Below are 15294 nucleotides of genomic sequence, written 5' to 3' on the forward strand. Positions count from 1 at the left end.
GTTGCGATAGCGTGGGAACCATCACACAGCGTGTTAATAAAAGCGGGCAGGTGAAGTACGCCGCAGATCCGGCTGCGCCGTAAGGGGTCATAGTTTATCAAGAAAGCCGGTCCTTCGATGCGAACCACCTTGCTTGCTACCGCTGCGAGTTGGATAGGCGGCGTAATAGAGTCGGATCTAACAAGTCAGAAACTCGTTGAATATGCTCGGTGGCGCATGAGCAAAGCTGGTGGCAGCGTGCAGGCACAATCCGTTTCGAACAAGCTCTCTCACCTGGGTGCTGTGCTCTCAGTTGCCAGGCCAGCGTGGGGATATCAGATCGACGCGACCGCCATGCCAGACGCAAGAAAGGTCCTGCGCAAGATGGGCATGATTCTGCGTAGCCGGGAACGCAGTCGCGACCCACCAAAGATGAATTGGGAGCCTACCCATCGGCTGGTACCACATCGAGGCGAGTTGGAGTTATCCAAAGAAGCCAGCGAGCAGTTCTACTCTACCGGGTCGTTCAGTTCAGAGACGGTCCGCGTTTGTACATGCTGAGTGATGACCCGACCCAGCATGTACATTTGAAACCTACTGACTATCGGGCAAGCTTTCGAACCGTGTGGGTTGGAACTCGGCCCTTTTCTTTCAGCCCAGATTAAGCAGCTTAATCTCGCGTATTTCGATCTGCTGCCAAACCCGCTCTAACACGTACGGCTCATCCTCCAGCCATCGATCTAGATCTTCGCGCTGCTCAAAATCCAGGTGCACGTTGGAGCCGATCATCTTGCCTTCGTCGTTCAGCAGCACGCCGCCGCCCAGCAACTTGCCTTGCTCGGCCAGCGCTTTCAGACGAGCAAGGTGGCGTTCGCGGCAAGCGAGTCGGCGCTCGAGCGCATCGGGGTAATCATGGGCTATCAAAGCAAATGGCATGCTTGTTCCTTTCAGTGATGGTTCGCGCTGCACAAGGTGCAGCGCCACTGGGTTACTGTCAGCCGTGGGCGGCCAGAGGCTTGGTTGTCAGTTGAGGGGCTGGTTCTGCCGCAGGGCGTGACACCATGCCGGCGATGGCTGCAATCAGTGCCATGCCGCCAATGAAGTAAGCCACTGGCAGCCAGTCGGAAACACCGCCCAGCAGTGCGTAGCACAGGCTCGGCGAGAAACCGGCGACGATGAAGCTGAGCTGGGTCGCCAGGCCCACGCCGGTGTAGCGCACGCGAATGCTGAACATCTCGGCGTAGAACGATGGCCACAGTGCGTTCGGAGCACTGTAGATGATGCCCTTGAGCATCACGGTCGCGAGGATGATCAGTGCAATGTTGCCGGTGGTGATCGACCACAGGAACAGGAATACACCTGCGCAGCAGCCCAGGCAGCCGAGCACGAAAATGCGCTTCTTGCCGATGTGATCGGCCAACATCCCGAACAAAGGCTGACAGATCAGCGCCGCCACCTGACTGGCGGCAATCGCCGAGAGCATCGAGGCGCGGTCGATGTTCTGGTTGTTGGCTGCCCACGACAGCCCGAAGATCATCACCAGTGACGAAACCGAGCAGATCAGCGCGCAGCAGAACACCACGATGAACGCGCGCCACTCCTTGCTGAACATTTCCACGACCGGCGCCTGTGCGACTTCGGCCTTCTTGGCGGCGAACTCCGGGCTTTCATCCACGCCGGCGCGGATGATCAGGGTCACAATGACCATCAGTGCGCTGAGCAGGAATGGAATGCGCCAGCCCCAGGACAGTAGCTGTTCTTCGCTGAGCATCGACAGCGGGATGAACACCGAGGTCGCCAGAATGGAGCCCATCGACGCTCCATTGATCAACCAGCTGGTGTAGAAGGCCTTTTTCGTACCTGGGGCGTGCTCCATGGTCAGCAGGCTGGCGCCAACCTGTTCACCGCCTGCGGACAGGCCTTGTAGCAGCCGACAGGCGACCAGCAAGCCGGGCGCCCAGGCACCGATGGTGGCGTAGGTTGGAAGCAGGCCGATGATTGTGGTGGCGAGGCCCATCAGCAGCAGGGTCATCATCAACACCTTCTTGCGGCCGATGCGGTCGCCCAGGTGCCCGAACACTAAGGCACCAATAGGCCTGGCGATGTAGCCGACACCGAAGGTAGCCAGCGCGGCGAGGGTGCCCGCCATGGGGTCAGTGGACGGGAAGAACAGCGTGCTGAACACCAGCGCTGCTGCCGAGCCATAGATAAAGAAATCGTAGTACTCGACCACGCTGCCGAGGAAGCTGCCAAAGGCAGCCTTGCGCGCCATGCGCCGGTCTTTTGTAGCTGAAGTAGTCATGGGGCAACCTTTATTGTCTTTGTGGTGGTTGAAGAACGGGCAGGGCGGCTAGCCGCTGCCGAACGGCGCCAGCTGGCTGCCGCCGCACACGTGAATCACCTCGGCAGTGATGAACGCAGCATCGCCGGAGGCCAGAAAAGCCGTGGTGTTGGCGATGTCTTGCGGCGTCGTCAGGCGCTTCAGCGGGGTGCTGTTGATCGAGCCTGCAGCCATCCGCTCGAAGCTCTCGGCGTCACGGCCATCGAGAGTGAAAGCCGAGGGCAGCAGCCCGGGAGCTATGGCGTTGACGGTGACCTGGTAAGGCGCCAGTTCACGGGCCATGGAGCGGGTCAGGCCAACCAGCCCTGCCTTGCAGGCGACGTAGGCGGGTGGGCCACCTGCGACCCAGCAGCGCGACACCATGTTGATCACCCGACCGCTGCCCTGGGCCTGCCAGTACGGGGCTACCTTCTGGCACAGCAACGCCGGGCCACGCAGGTTCACGGCCATCATGTGATCCCATTTGGCCGGGTCGAAATCGAGGATCGAGCCGCGATGATTGACAGCCGCGTTGTTGACCACCACGTCGATGCGACCGAACTCGGCGCCGGCCTGCTCGACCATGGCGTCGATGGAGCCCTTGTCGGCCATGTCGGCATAGACGGCGATGATGCGTTGCTCGGGCTGGCACTCAAGTGAGTCGACCAGCTGCTGAGCTGCCTGCAGATTGATGTCGGCGGCAACGATATGCAGGCCGTCGCGGCAAAGACGCGCGCAAATCGCCCGGCCAAGCTCGCCAGCGGCGCCGGTGACCAGCGCGACCCGGCGGTTAGTTGTAGTGTTCATGGGCGGTATGTCTCGTGGCAGTGTGCAAATCCGGCTCGATGCCGAACCCCAGGTAGTGACGAATCAGATCGCGGTTGCGCGACAGCTTGTGCAGGTCGCCATATTTCGTGGAGAAATCCTCGATCGATATCCAGTCGGCAAAACCGCTATCCGCGAGGGTTTTCAGCATCGACGCCAGCGGCAGCACGCCCTCGTCCGGCGGGCACCAGTCCCACTGCCAGCCAAGGCCCGGGCCGATGGGGCTGTAGGACACGTTCTTGACCTGCGCGTGGGCGAGGTGCTGGCCCATCAGGTCGAGGGACAGCTGTACGTCTTCACGCCCTTCGATGGCGAGGTTGCCGATGTCATAGATGATGCCGAGGCTGCTGGCCGGGTAGTGCTCGGCCACGCGCATGGCCAGCGAAGGGCTCGAGCAGATGGTGCGCTGATGCACCTCCAGCACCAGTTGCACGCCCAGCGCTTCGGCATGCGGCACGATCTGGTCGAGAAATCGGCGCATACGGCCGTAGGCCTCTGTATAGCGCTCGCTCGCATAGTTGGGCGCCCACAGCCTCAGGCGCGCCTGCCCGGCAAGGGCTGCCAGATTGATCAACCGCTCAGCGTGGTCGAGATCGCCGACAGCCAGGTAGGGGCTGAGGCCGAAGATCTTCAGGCCGACCGATTGGCAAAGCGCCTGGATGCGGCTGATCGCGGATTCAGTGGGGGCGATGGTGCAGCGGTTGTTCTGGCGGGCGTCCCAGGGGTGCGTTGGATCGAGGTGGCCGATATCGGCGACTCGCCATTCGACGCCCTGGTAACCAAGGCGTGCGAGTTCATCTACCAAAGCCTCGGGGCACAGGCTAGGCAGCGACGCACTGGAAGCTCCGAGTCGTGGAATGGGCGGCTTCATTGGATTCCTGGTTGGGGTTATTGGAACTACCAGGGATGCTAAGTGAAACTTCAGGTTGATTAAATTGATAAAAAATCAGCCTGAAATTAACCTGTGGGTTGATTAACTTAGGATCGCGCGGATGAGCCAATCCACCATCAGCCTTCGTCACCTTCGGGTATTTCTCGCTGTGGTCAGTTCCGGCAGCCTCGCCACGGCGGCCAAGCTTCTGCACATCACGCTCTCAGCCGTCTCCAAGAGCCTCAAGGAGCTGGAGCATGAATTGGGCGTTCAATTGGTGATTCGTGGCCGCAAGGGCATGCAACTCACCCAAGCGGGGGAAACCTTCCACAAGCACGCGGCACAGACCCTGGCGAGTTTCAATCAGGCCATGGAGCAGGCGCAGGATGCCGACCATACGCCTGAGTTGCTGCGTATCGGCGCCTTGCCGACGGCGGCGGGGTACATGCTGGCGCCAGCGATCGCCCAGATGCGCGAGCGGTACCCGCTGGTACGGGTGCAAGTGCTATCCGGCGTGTACGAGTATCTGGTAGGAAAGTTGCGCACCCATGATATCGACCTGATCGTCGGCCGGCTGATTGGCCGTGACATGCTTGGCGTGATGTTCGAAGCACTCTATGAAGAAGATCTATTGATGGTGGTACGCCACGATCATCCGCTCGCAGGTTTGGAGCGCCTGCATCTCGAAGATCTGCGGCCTTATGTGTTGATCGCCTCACCACAAGGCACACTGGTGCGCACCAGCGTGGACAATTTTCTGCTCTCGCAAAATGCCGGCGAAGGCTTACAGATATTCGAGTCGCTTAGTGAAACCTTTTCGCGCGTGTATGTGCAGGACCATAACGCTGTGTGGTTCGTACAACGCGGTGTGGTCGACCTGGATCTTCGCCTGGGGATCGTCAGGGCGCTGCCGTTCTCCAGCCCGCTATTACGCGCCCCGGTTGGCCTGACGACCCCGACGGATCGCCCCGTTTCGAGAGCGGCGGAGCATTTCTGCCAGCTTCTACGTAGTTGGGCTAGCGGGCCCAGATAACCCAGGAGTTCGGCGCACTGGGCAGGCGGACGAATGGAGGTGTTCATGGCTAGCAGTCTTGCTGTGTGGATATACAGCTTTGCTGCTGCCAAAAGCGGGTCACTCTGATGCCGACGAGAGGAAATCGACATTTGCGCAAGACTGGCCCAGTACCGGGCGGCTCAAAAATAGCCGATCACGGACGTCATTCGGCTAGAAGCACGCACCCTAAGATCGTGCGTCAGCTCGTATGGTGTCGCAGCTAAATTAGGTAGGCGGCGTTGCAGGTTCGAAGAATCGATATGATCCATCACCTTGTACTTTGGCCTGATACATCGCGGTATCGGCGCTTTCAAACAACAGTTTGGTCGATGCCGCCCCGAGTCGTGCCAGGCTGATGCCGATAGCCGCGCCGATTACAACTTCCCTGCCATCGAAGGTGAATGGCACCTTCAAGCTGGAGAGTAGGCGCTGTGCGATTCCAGATGCCACCTCATGATCAGCGCACGTCGCGGCTACTACGAACTCGTCTCCGCCCAGGCGTGCGACCGAATCGCCCGGTCGCATGCAGCGCTGTAGCCGTTCGCCTACTTGTTGCAGCAGAGCATCCCCGGCCGCGTGTCCCATCGAATCGTTGACTGCCTTGAATCCATTGAGGTCGATGAAAAAGATGGTCGTGAAAGCCTGAGCATCGCCCTTGGCGAGCATGCACTCGACCCTTTCGGTGATCCAGGCTCGATTAGGCAGCCCAGTTAAGGTGTCTCGGGTAGCCAACTGCACAAGCTGCCCAAGTTTTTCCTTGTCGCGGGTGATGTCACGCGAAATCAGTACTGCACCGATGCTGTTGCCGGTATGAGGATCGATGACGCCACAGGCCTTGGTACCGAGCATGATGTAGTGGCCGTCGCGATGCCGCTTGCGTACTTCTACTACGTCCGGCAGTACCCCGCCGTTAAAAATGTGAGCCAGAGCATCCGCTGCCGGCGCGCGATCCTCGGGATGCAGGAACTCCACCACCAGTCGGCCTACTATTTCATCGGCAGGCCAACCTATCATTCTGCTGTAAGACGGCGATACCGAAACGTAGCTACCGTCCGTGTTGCAATGGGCAATTAGGTCAGTACTGTTCTCAATCAGCAGACGGTACTCCGCCGCGGTGCGCAACGCGTCCTCCAACGCTTTGCGTTGCCCGGTTATGTCAAGAATGAAACCTCTATACTGCGAGCCCGGAGCGCTAGATCGGCAATCCGGCATGCCTGAAAAGATCACACGCCGCGTCGTCCCGTCCATGCAACGAATTGGCACTTCGACATGAAAAGGATTCGAATGCTCCAACGCCGTCGCCAGTTCTACCGCGATCTTCGCGTCGTTATCCGCCCGTATCGTTTCGAGCCATGCACTCAACGTTAAGCCTTCCATTGCGGGCATAAGCCCTGCAGGGCTTTGCTGGCTGGCAACGCAAATACCTAGTTCGTCCGTGGACCAGACCGCGGACAGAAGAGGGGGGCTCAAAGTGCTCATGGCGGTCGGCTTCGGTTTGCTTAACAACAAAGTTTCACTGCGACAAGACTGCTTCGAAGCATTTGACTCCATATCCACGCCGCACGCCAGTTGAATGCGCGACTCATTTAGAGGCGCCGACATGACAGCACAGTTGCTACGAGTCCGCCGTAACCATGGCCGGAGGGTTTGGCGCATTTGCTTGGGGTACGGTTCTCTCTATGGATACAAATGAGACGTTCAACTTCTTATCAGGTGCAATAACTTCGCTCGTTATGGCTATGTATGCGCTTCCCAAGAAAATGATCCGTGATCATACGAGCGATCCGTAAGGGCGAGGCTTTCCTGCGCTGACTGCTCCAGCTTACCCACAATGTCAGGCGCCCAGCCGAGCGATGCTGCTGACGCCGGGATGCCCGGTCGGCATGAGTGCTCACCCGGTTACGCAGGGCCCAGGTCACGCCTTGCCGTACAGTGCGAAGGCCGCCAGGTCGCTGGGTACGCGCCCCGTCCAACGTTTGAACGAGCGGCGGAAGTTGGTTATGTCGCTGAACCCTAGGCGCTGCGCCACTTCATCGTTAGTGTAGCCCTTGACCTGGTAGAGGTAGAGCGCCAGGTCACGACGGGTCAGGTCCAGCTGTTCCTGGAAATGAGTACCGTGTTTGCCGAGCTTTCGCTTGAGCGTGGCCGGGCTGGTGGCAAAGGCGCTAGCGACACGCTCCAGACTCAGCGGCTGACTGATATGGGCGCTGAGGTGAGCATGCAGTTCGTCGAGTAGGCTGTGTTGCCATCCCCAACGTTGTAGCTGTTCGATGCATGCCTGGCGGGCGACCCGCGCGCCTGTGGCGCCGCCATTCGGCCAGGGGCGCAGCAGGTATTCGCGGGGCAGGCTCATGACCGTCGAAGGCTGCTCGAAGCTCAGCGTATCGCCGAGATGCACCCAGTATTGCTCGACATGGTTCGGTTCGGCGTAGGCGAACTGGAAGCGCCACGGCAGCCGCTCGTTCTGCTGACGGCGGGCGAGCGCGACCACCGCCGTCATGCTGGTCTCGAGCAGAAAGGGCAGCCGCTCTGCGGCGCCGCAGCTGTCGCGCCAGTACAAGTGCAGATGATGATCGTCCAGGTGCAGCACGGGTGTAAGCAGCGGCGACAGCAAAGTACGGTAGGTGACGAGATCTTCCAGCGCCTGCAGCAGGTTATCGGCTTGCTCCAGCAGATGGCTAGCCGCACCGTAATGACCCGGCCACAGACGCTGGCCGAACAGGAAGCTGGTATCCGCTGCGTTCAGCAGTTTCTGGGCGTTGGCGATCAGGCGCAGAAACTGGCCGGGGCTAATCTGTGCCCGGCCGGTGACGATGTCGTCATAGAACAGCTCGCAACCGCGCAGCAAATGATGGGTGTCGATACCGCGCGAGCGTGCCAGGTCGATCAGTACTGCGGGCAGGTGGTGAGCGGCGATGAAGCGGCTGTCACACTCATAAACTGCGGCACTCATGCGCTGCGCGCCAGGCGCGGTTTGGCACAGGCAAGTGCCAGGTTGAGGCGCTTGAGCAATTGCGCTTCATTTTCATCCAGCGCCATGACTGCGGCCACCGTGGCGCACAGCTGCAGGCGTTCGCCGTGGTGCTGGCTGCGATGGGCGAGGCTGGCGACGCTCTGGCGCAATTCGCCGGCCATCTTCAGTGCCTGGTGCTCCCCGGTATTGGGTAGCACGGCCACGAAGCGGTCGCCGGCCAGCCGGCAGAGCATGTCCTGCTGGCGCAGATTGAGCAGCAGCAACTGGGCGACTGCCTGCAGCACCTGATCGCCTTCGTCCTGACCGTAGCGCTGGTTGACCAGGCTGAAGTCGTCCAGGTCGATGGCCACCACCGACAGGGGTTGTTGCTCGGCTCGCGCCTGCACCAGGGACTGCTGCAAGTGCTGGCGCAGGTACTGGGCGCCCGACAGCGGGGTGAGGTTGTCGAACAGACGGTGGTCGCGCAGCCGTTGCTCACGCTTGCGCATCTGCTCGCTGATGGCGCGCTGCTCTTGCTGCAGGTGATACATGCCCAAGGTCATCAACAGCATGCCCACGGGCATGGGCGCGGTTTCCAGCCAGTTGTCCCAGATCGCCTCGGCGGGCAGGCGGATGAATTCGTCCAGGCAATCCATCCACATCGAGAACGCGGTGAAGCACAGCCCCAGCGACAGCAATCGCGTAACGCGGCCGGCCGGGCGGCCGCGTAGCAACATGATCAGCCAGCCGCAGAGGATCAGGCAGGTGCCGCCTTCGCCGGCCACATCCATCCAGTTGATCTCAGCCCAGCGCATGATGTCGCCAGCGGCCAGGTAGATCAGCAGGCCGGCGTTGGCGGCCAGTACCAGCCCGGTCAGGGTCATGGCGTGCAGTTTCAACAATGACTTCATGGGGTTCTCCTTGCAGCGCCGCCGGTGGACGCTGCCGAGCATGCCGGGGCAATGTCTCAGAACGATGACGGTCATTTGTCCCGCGCGCTGCAGGGCAGGCCATCGGGGCCGCGGTCGGCGTTGCAGAAGCGCTCGGCCTGTTTCTCAAGCTTCGGTTCATGCAGGTATTTGTTGCCTTTGGCGTCGCGCTGGATGTCGAAGGCGTCGTACAGGCGATCATCGGCGGTGTAGGTGCGCACGCTGAGGCGGTTCTGTTCCACTGCGATGGTCTGGAACAGCTGGGTGTCTTCGGCGCTGCGGTCGGGTTGGGTATGGGCGCGGTCGTTGAGGCCGTACATCTTCGAGCCGGTCACCGACACCAGGTACACCGGGCCGATGGGCTGGTTGGCCTGTTGCGCCTGGCGGGTGGCATCGCGGCCGGCGGCATGGGTCAGGCGGCTGTAGCAATGATCGTGGCCCTGCAGCACCAGATCGACATTGTAGCGCTCGAGCAGCGGTTGCCACGCGGCCTTCAGTTCTTCGGTGTCCTCGGGGCGCGCGCAGGTGTAGATCGGCTGGTGCATGACCACCACGTTCCAGGTCGCCTGGCTGGTTTTCAAGGCGTTCTCCAGCCAGCGGGTCTGGTTCCCGAGGGTGCCGAGGTCGAGCGCCGAGGTGCCGTCCAGCACCACGAAACGCACGCCCTGGTAGTCGCTGACGTAGCTGGTCTCGGCCACGCCCTCGGCGCCGTTGCGCGGCAGGGCAAACTGTGCGGGGAAGTGTTCGCTCAGGGTACGGCTCTCGCGGCCGTCTGCCAGCAGGGTGTCGATGTACTCGTGGTTGCCGGCGGCCACCAGTTGCGGGATGGCGGCGTAGGCCCAACCGCCGGCCTGGTTCCACTCGCCCCATTCGTCGTCATGGGCCAGCTCGTCGCGCGAGGCGACCAGATCACCGGCGTGCACCACCAGCGCGGGGCGGGCGACGCTGCGCAGCGCCTGGCGGATAGTGCGTGAGGCCACGGCGAGGATGTCGTTCTGGGTATCGCCCAGGTACAGGAACGTGAACGGCGCGAAGGTCTGCCTGGCGGTGCGGAACTGATGCCACTCGCTCCAGCCGGCGCTGCCCTTGACCCGATACACGTAGGCGGTATCGGGGGTCAGCTGTTCCAGGCGCACCTGGTGGTAGTTGGAGGGGCCGTTCTCGGCGTCCACTCGGCGGGTCTGCCCACTGCGTGGCTGCGCCTTGGCGGTCAACTGCGGCCTGGCCAGCGCCGGGCCGAACTCCAGCTGGGCAGTGCCTTGCTGCACATCGGTGCGAAAGCTGATGGCCAGCTGGGTGGCGGCGTCGGCACCCGGCGTCAGCACGATGCGGTCGGCCAGGTTACCAGCGGCGTAGGGCTGGCCGGGCGAATGCGGCACGGCCTGTTGGGCAAAGGATGGGGAGCAGGTCAGGGCGGTGGCCAGTAACGTGGCCAGCAGCAGGGGGCGATGCATGGGCGGTTTCCTTGGGTAAGGCTGAGGAGCGTTGGGGCGCCAAGGAAACAAAGGCGTATGACGGTTCGGTTACCAGCCAGGGGGTCGATTCGGCTCAGGTCATCGCTGCGGGAAAAGGCAAATTTTCAGGCTGATTTAAGCGTAGGTGAGTCTCGCGTCAGCCTCTCCAGAGTCCTCATGACAAGGCGCATGGCGCGCTGGCAGCAGCGCCCCGCAGCCGCCAACGCGCGTTTCCGTCGCTTGCTGAAATCGAGCTGGCGAGGCTCATCCCAGGGGGGCGGGGGAGGTCAATTCAGCTCAATTCACCCGGTCTACGGCCGTAAAACCGTGCTTTCAACGCCTGGCTCGCCGAGTCTGTCACGCAAGTGCCACAAAGGATTTCTAGCTTTCGCTGCCATGCCTGGTGTCGCCAGGGTCATCGAACGAGGGAGTCAAGGTGGCAAAGCCATTTCGTCATAGCCGCAATGCCGGTTTTCGCATCAGCCTGCTGACCATCGCCATCAGCGCCGCACCGGCCTGGGCAGAAGAAGCGATCGAGCGCGTCGAGGTGATCGGCCAGGCCGCCAGCATCGACAAGGCGCTGCGCGAGCAGAAGAGCGCCGACAGCATCAAGAGCGTGGTGCACGCCGACGGCGTTGGCCAGTTGCCGGACGACAACGCCGCCGAAGCCTTGCAGCGTATTCCCGGCCTGTCGGTAGAACGCGATCAGGGCGAGGGCCGCTTCGTCAGCGTGCGCGGCATCGCCCCGGACCTGAACAGCGTGACCATCAACGGCACCCTGGTACCGGCGCCGGAAGGCGACCGCCGCGCGGTGGCGCTGGATGTGCTGCCCGCCGAACTGGTGCAGTCGCTGTCGGTGGTCAAGAGCCTGACCCCGGACATGGATGCCAACTCCCTGGGCGGCACCATCGAGGTGGAGAGCCTGTCGGCCTTCGACCATGACGGCCTGTTCTACACCCTGTCCGGTGAAGGCAGCCATGACACCAACGTCAGCAAGAACAGCCCCAAGTTGTCCGGCGCGATCAGCGACCGTTTCAGCCTTGGCGACGGCACTGACAACTTTGGCGTGGCCGCGGCGTTCAGCTGGCAGAAGCGCAAGTTCGGCTCGGAAAACGTCGAGACCGGCGGCGCCTGGGATTTTGACGATGGCGCGCGGCTAGGCGAGGTCGAGCAGCGTGACTACGAGATCACCCGTGAGCGTACCGGCTTCGGCCTGAACTTCGACTACCAGCCCGACGATTACTCCAACTACTACCTGCGCACTCTGTACAGCAAGTTCAAGGATACCGAGACGCGCAACGCCGCCGGTGTCGAGTTCGCCGATGCCCAGGCCTCGGGCGAGCGCGGTGACGCCGAAGGCTGGCGCGATCTGAAATCGCGCCAGGACACCCAGGAGATCCAGTCCTACGTATTCGGCGGCGAACGCATGATCGACCTGTGGACGATCAGCGGCCAGGCCGGCTACAGCCAGGCCACCGAGAAAGATCCGGGCGGTATCGCCGGCGCCGAATTCGTGGGGGATTTCGAGAACGTCGGCTTCGACGGTACCCGTAAACCGCGGGTTAGCGTTGGCGGTGATTTCTACGATCCGGCTTCTTTTACGCTCGATGAGGTCGAGTGGGAAAAGGTCAGTGGCAAGGACAGGGAAAAGAACATCCGCCTGGATCTGGCGCGTGACTATGACCTCGCCGGCAACGCCTCCCAGGTCAAGTTCGGCGGCAAGCTCAGCCGCCGGGACAAGACCAGCGACACCAAAGTCTGGGTGTATGACGATTTCTCCGGCGTCGGCCTGGACGGCTTGCAGAGCGGCAATGTCGATTACTCGCTGGGCAACTATGGCAACGGCATCAGCGCCGGCGCGATCAAGGACTTGATCGGCGGCCTGGATCGCGACGCCTTCTACGACGAAGAGAACTCACGCATCAACGACTTCGACATGCGCGAAGACATCAATGCCGCCTACCTGATGAACAGCCTCGACATCGATGATTGGCGCTTTATCGCTGGCCTGCGCTACGAAGGCACCGAATTCGAGGCCAAGGGCACTGGCCTGCGCGACGGCGTGTACGAAAGCACGCAGAGCAGGATCCGCTACGACCACTGGCTGCCGGGCCTGCATGCGCGTTATCAACTGTCACCGTCGACCGCCGTGCGCGCGGCCTGGACCAACACCGTGGTGCGGCCGACCTTCGGCCAATTGGCGCCAGGCTTTGCCATCGATGGCGGTGATGCGTCGTTCGGCAATCCCGATCTCAAGCCGTTGGAGTCGATGAACGTCGACCTCGGCATCGAGCACTACATGGGCCGTGCCGGCGTGGTCTCGGGCTTCCTGTTCTACAAGGACATCGACAACTTCATCTACAACACCGACCTGGCCGGCAGCGGTGCCTGGGTGGATTTCGACGAAGCGCTGAGCTTCGAGAATGGCAGCAGCGCCAAGCTCTATGGCGTCGAGCTGGCCTACTCGCAGAAGTTCGACTGGCTGCCGGCGCCGTGGAACGGCGTGCTGTTGGGCGCCAACCTGACCCTGAGCAAATCCGACGCCAGCATCGAAGGGCGGGGCGCCAAGCGCACCATTGATCTGCCGAACCAGTCCGACACCGTCGGCAACCTGATGCTCGGCTGGGAGAACGATCGCTTCAACCTGCGCGTGGCGGCCAACTACAAGTCCAGCTACCTGTACGAGATCGGTTCGGTCGAGGACAAGCGCAACGACCTGTACGTCGATGATCAGCTGTTCGTCGATTTCAAGGCCGGCTACTTCATCACGCCCGCGCTGCAGCTGACCTTCGAGGCGCAGAACATCACCGACGAGTCCTACTACCTGTACACCGGGCGCCACGCCTACAACGCCCAGTACGAGGAGTACGGCCCGACCTACAAGGTTGGCCTGACCCTCACGCACTTCTGAAGGCACGTCCCGCCCTGACGCCTCGCGGGCCATGCCCGCGAATGGCCTTCCACTTTCCGATTTCAGGACATCCTCCATTCATGCGTCTTTTCAACTTGTCCCTATCGGGACTCTGCGTTGCCCTGGCCGCCTGCCAGAGCAGTGAGCTGCGCGAGACCGCTGTGATAGCTCCAGCGCTGACGATCAGCAAGACCGTGATCTCCACAGAAAGCACCCAGTGGATGACGCCGCCAACGTTCCTCGCCGATGCCCAGCGCCTGCAGGTGGCGCGTAGCGGTTTGCAGGTGATCGGTCGCGACGACCAGGTGCTCAGCGAGCTGCCGGGCCGCTTCGAAACCCTCGATCACCGCGCTGATGCCCATGGCGTGCTGGTCGCCAGCCTCGACCGCAAGCGCCAGCAGGCGCTGCTGACGCGTTTCGACTCTGCCCAGCAGTGGAGCGCGCCGCGTTATCTGCCGAAAACCCGTTTCGCCATCGAAGGCCTGTGCCTGTACCGCGACAGTGCGCGCAACGACTTTCTGTTCCTGGTTGGCGAAGAGGGCATCGGCGAGCAATGGCTGGTGGCCGAACAGGGTCGCCCGCTGGCTGAACCGCGCCGGGTGCGCACCCTGAGCCTGCCGCCGCAGAGTGGTTTCTGCCAGGTCGATGACCGCAGCAACAGCCTTTACGTGAACGAAGAAAACGTCGGGCTGTGGCGCTATGACGCCGGCGCCGAAGCGCCGTTGGTGCGTGAGCCGGTCGAGCTGGTCGCGCCTTTCGGTGCGCTGCGCCAGAACGCCGCCGGCATGGCGGTATCGCCTGATGCACTGCTGCTGCTCGATGCCGGTGCTGGCAACCTGCACCTGTATCAGCGCAGCACCTCGCAGTGGCAGCGCGCCGGTGTGGTCAGCCTGGCAGGCCTAGATGAGCCGGAGCAGGTCAGCGCCCGCGCGACTGCGGAGGGGCTCGACCTGCTGCTGGTCGACGACGCAGGCGCACGCAGCGCCTCGTTGAGCTGGACGCCTCGGCGCAGCGAACCACAGCCGAGCATCCCGGTGCTCGCGCCCCTGGTGCAGACCGATGGCGTGCCCAGCCTTGGCGATGCGGCGGACGACCCGGCGATCTGGATCGACCGCGCGCACCCCGAGCGCAGCCGTGTACTGGGCACGGACAAGAAAGGCGGCCTGCTCGTCTACGACCTGGCCGGCAAGCAGGTGCAGAACCTGCGCGTCGGTCGGCTGAACAATGTCGACCTGCGCCCCGGCTTCCAGCTGGGCGAGCGCCAGGTCGATCTGGCCGTGGCCAGCAACCGTGATCACAACAGCCTGCATCTTTTCGCCATCGACCCGGCCAGCGGCGTGCTCGCCGACATCGGCCAGATCGCCACGCCGCTCAAGGAAATCTACGGCCTGTGTCTGTTCAAGGATCGTCAGGGCGCCATCCATGCCATAGCCAACGACAAGGACGGCAGCTTTCTGCAGTACCGCCTGGGCAGCGTGAACGGCAAGGCCAGCGGTCAGCTGGTGCGCCGCTTCAGAACCGAGACCCAGCCTGAAGGCTGCGTTGCCGATGACCGCAACGAGCGCCTGTACATCGGTGAGGAAGACGTCGCGGTGTGGGCGCTGGATGCGCGCGCCGAGGCGCCGACCACCTTCGATCAGGTGATCGCCGTCGGTGGCCCAGTCAAGGACGACATCGAAGGGCTGGCGCTGTACCACGGGGAGCAGCGCGACTACCTGGTGATTTCCAGCCAGGGCAATGACAGCTACGTGGTGGTCGAGGCGCAGGCGCCGTACCGGCTGCGCGGCAGTTTTCGCATCGGCCTGAACGCCGCGCGGGGTATCGACGGCGCCTCGGAGACCGACGGCCTGGACGTCACCTCGGCCAATCTCGGCGGGCCCTGGAGCGCTGGCCTGCTGGTGGTGCAGGACGGTCGCAAGCGCATGCCTGAAGGCAACCAGAACTACAAGTACGTGCCCTGGACGGCGGTCGCCGCTGCGCTGGGTCTGGAGTGAGACG

General features: G+C 62.4%; 11 protein-coding genes. 3 read left to right on the top strand and 8 right to left on the bottom strand.

The features are described from left to right. Positions 1-630: 630 nt before the first annotated feature. From BM154_RS17825 to BM154_RS17840, 4 genes are read right to left on the bottom strand one after another with little or no spacing between them, the layout of a single operon-like run. The gene (locus BM154_RS17825) at positions 631-915 is read right to left on the bottom strand and encodes a YciI family protein (RefSeq protein ID WP_074887228.1); all 285 of its coding nucleotides are present in this window, start codon (positions 913-915) and stop codon (positions 631-633) included. A gap of 58 nt (positions 916-973) precedes the next feature. Continuing rightward, the gene (locus tag BM154_RS17830) at positions 974-2281 is read right to left on the bottom strand and encodes an MFS transporter (RefSeq protein WP_074887231.1); all 1308 of its coding nucleotides are present in this window, start codon (positions 2279-2281) and stop codon (positions 974-976) included. Between the two features lie 48 nt (positions 2282-2329). Then, positions 2330-3106 carry an SDR family NAD(P)-dependent oxidoreductase gene (locus tag BM154_RS17835; protein ID WP_074887235.1) on the bottom strand — a complete coding sequence of 259 codons (777 nt, stop codon included), beginning with the start codon at positions 3104-3106 and terminating at the stop codon, positions 2330-2332. Continuing rightward, the gene (locus BM154_RS17840) at positions 3090-3995 is read right to left on the bottom strand and encodes a sugar phosphate isomerase/epimerase family protein (protein WP_074887238.1); all 906 of its coding nucleotides are present in this window, start codon (positions 3993-3995) and stop codon (positions 3090-3092) included. The genes BM154_RS17835 and BM154_RS17840 overlap by 17 nt, the downstream gene beginning before the upstream one ends. A gap of 121 nt (positions 3996-4116) precedes the next feature. Between BM154_RS17840 and BM154_RS17845 the strand changes: the two genes are divergently transcribed. Then, complete coding sequence (locus BM154_RS17845; protein WP_074887241.1) at positions 4117-5028, top strand: LysR substrate-binding domain-containing protein; 912 nt, start codon at positions 4117-4119, stop codon at positions 5026-5028. A gap of 246 nt (positions 5029-5274) precedes the next feature. Here BM154_RS17845 and BM154_RS17850 read toward each other — a convergent pair whose 3' ends face one another. The 4 genes from BM154_RS17850 to BM154_RS17865 form a co-directional block, all read right to left on the bottom strand. After that, positions 5275-6528, bottom strand: coding sequence for a sensor domain-containing diguanylate cyclase (locus BM154_RS17850; RefSeq protein WP_074888673.1), 1254 nt, complete (start codon positions 6526-6528; stop codon positions 5275-5277). A 436-nt stretch (positions 6529-6964) separates the two neighbouring features. After that, the gene (locus tag BM154_RS17855; RefSeq protein ID WP_074887245.1) at positions 6965-8002 is read right to left on the bottom strand and encodes an AraC family transcriptional regulator; all 1038 of its coding nucleotides are present in this window, start codon (positions 8000-8002) and stop codon (positions 6965-6967) included. Further along, a complete protein-coding gene (locus BM154_RS17860; RefSeq protein ID WP_074887248.1) occupies positions 7999-8913 on the bottom strand; it encodes a GGDEF domain-containing protein in 915 nt (304 codons plus the stop codon). The genes BM154_RS17855 and BM154_RS17860 overlap by 4 nt, the downstream gene beginning before the upstream one ends. 71 nt (positions 8914-8984) lie before the next feature. Further along, positions 8985-10385 carry a purple acid phosphatase family protein gene (locus tag BM154_RS17865; RefSeq protein ID WP_208609460.1) on the bottom strand — a complete coding sequence of 467 codons (1401 nt, stop codon included), beginning with the start codon at positions 10383-10385 and terminating at the stop codon, positions 8985-8987. A 436-nt stretch (positions 10386-10821) separates the two neighbouring features. Between BM154_RS17865 and BM154_RS17870 the strand changes: the two genes are divergently transcribed. After that, the gene (locus tag BM154_RS17870) at positions 10822-13296 is read left to right on the top strand and encodes a TonB-dependent receptor (protein ID WP_074887252.1); all 2475 of its coding nucleotides are present in this window, start codon (positions 10822-10824) and stop codon (positions 13294-13296) included. A gap of 80 nt (positions 13297-13376) precedes the next feature. Continuing rightward, positions 13377-15290 carry a phytase gene (locus BM154_RS17875; protein WP_074887255.1) on the top strand — a complete coding sequence of 638 codons (1914 nt, stop codon included), beginning with the start codon at positions 13377-13379 and terminating at the stop codon, positions 15288-15290. The last annotated feature ends 4 nt before the right edge of the window (positions 15291-15294 follow it).

The sequence above is a fragment of the Phytopseudomonas argentinensis genome (assembly GCF_900113905.1).
GTDB classification, from domain to species: domain Bacteria; phylum Pseudomonadota; class Gammaproteobacteria; order Pseudomonadales; family Pseudomonadaceae; genus Aquipseudomonas; species Aquipseudomonas argentinensis.

Bases quoted from the DNA above. Each gene is read 5' to 3' on its own strand.
- BM154_RS17830 (WP_074887231.1), bottom strand. From the start codon at position 2,281: ATGACTACTTCAGCTACAAAAGACCGGCGCATGGCGCGCAAGGCTGCC.
- BM154_RS17825 (WP_074887228.1), bottom strand. From the start codon at position 915: ATGCCATTTGCTTTGATAGCCCATGATTACCCCGATGCGCTCGAGCGC.
- BM154_RS17840 (WP_074887238.1), bottom strand. From the start codon at position 3,995: ATGAAGCCGCCCATTCCACGACTCGGAGCTTCCAGTGCGTCGCTGCCT.
- BM154_RS17865 (WP_208609460.1), bottom strand. From the start codon at position 10,385: ATGCATCGCCCCCTGCTGCTGGCCACGTTACTGGCCACCGCCCTGACC.
- BM154_RS17860 (WP_074887248.1), bottom strand. From the start codon at position 8,913: ATGAAGTCATTGTTGAAACTGCACGCCATGACCCTGACCGGGCTGGTA.
- BM154_RS17845 (WP_074887241.1), top strand. From the start codon at position 4,117: ATGAGCCAATCCACCATCAGCCTTCGTCACCTTCGGGTATTTCTCGCT.
- BM154_RS17850 (WP_074888673.1), bottom strand. From the start codon at position 6,528: ATGAGCACTTTGAGCCCCCCTCTTCTGTCCGCGGTCTGGTCCACGGAC.
- BM154_RS17855 (WP_074887245.1), bottom strand. From the start codon at position 8,002: ATGAGTGCCGCAGTTTATGAGTGTGACAGCCGCTTCATCGCCGCTCAC.
- BM154_RS17835 (WP_074887235.1), bottom strand. From the start codon at position 3,106: ATGAACACTACAACTAACCGCCGGGTCGCGCTGGTCACCGGCGCCGCT.
- BM154_RS17875 (WP_074887255.1), top strand. From the start codon at position 13,377: ATGCGTCTTTTCAACTTGTCCCTATCGGGACTCTGCGTTGCCCTGGCC.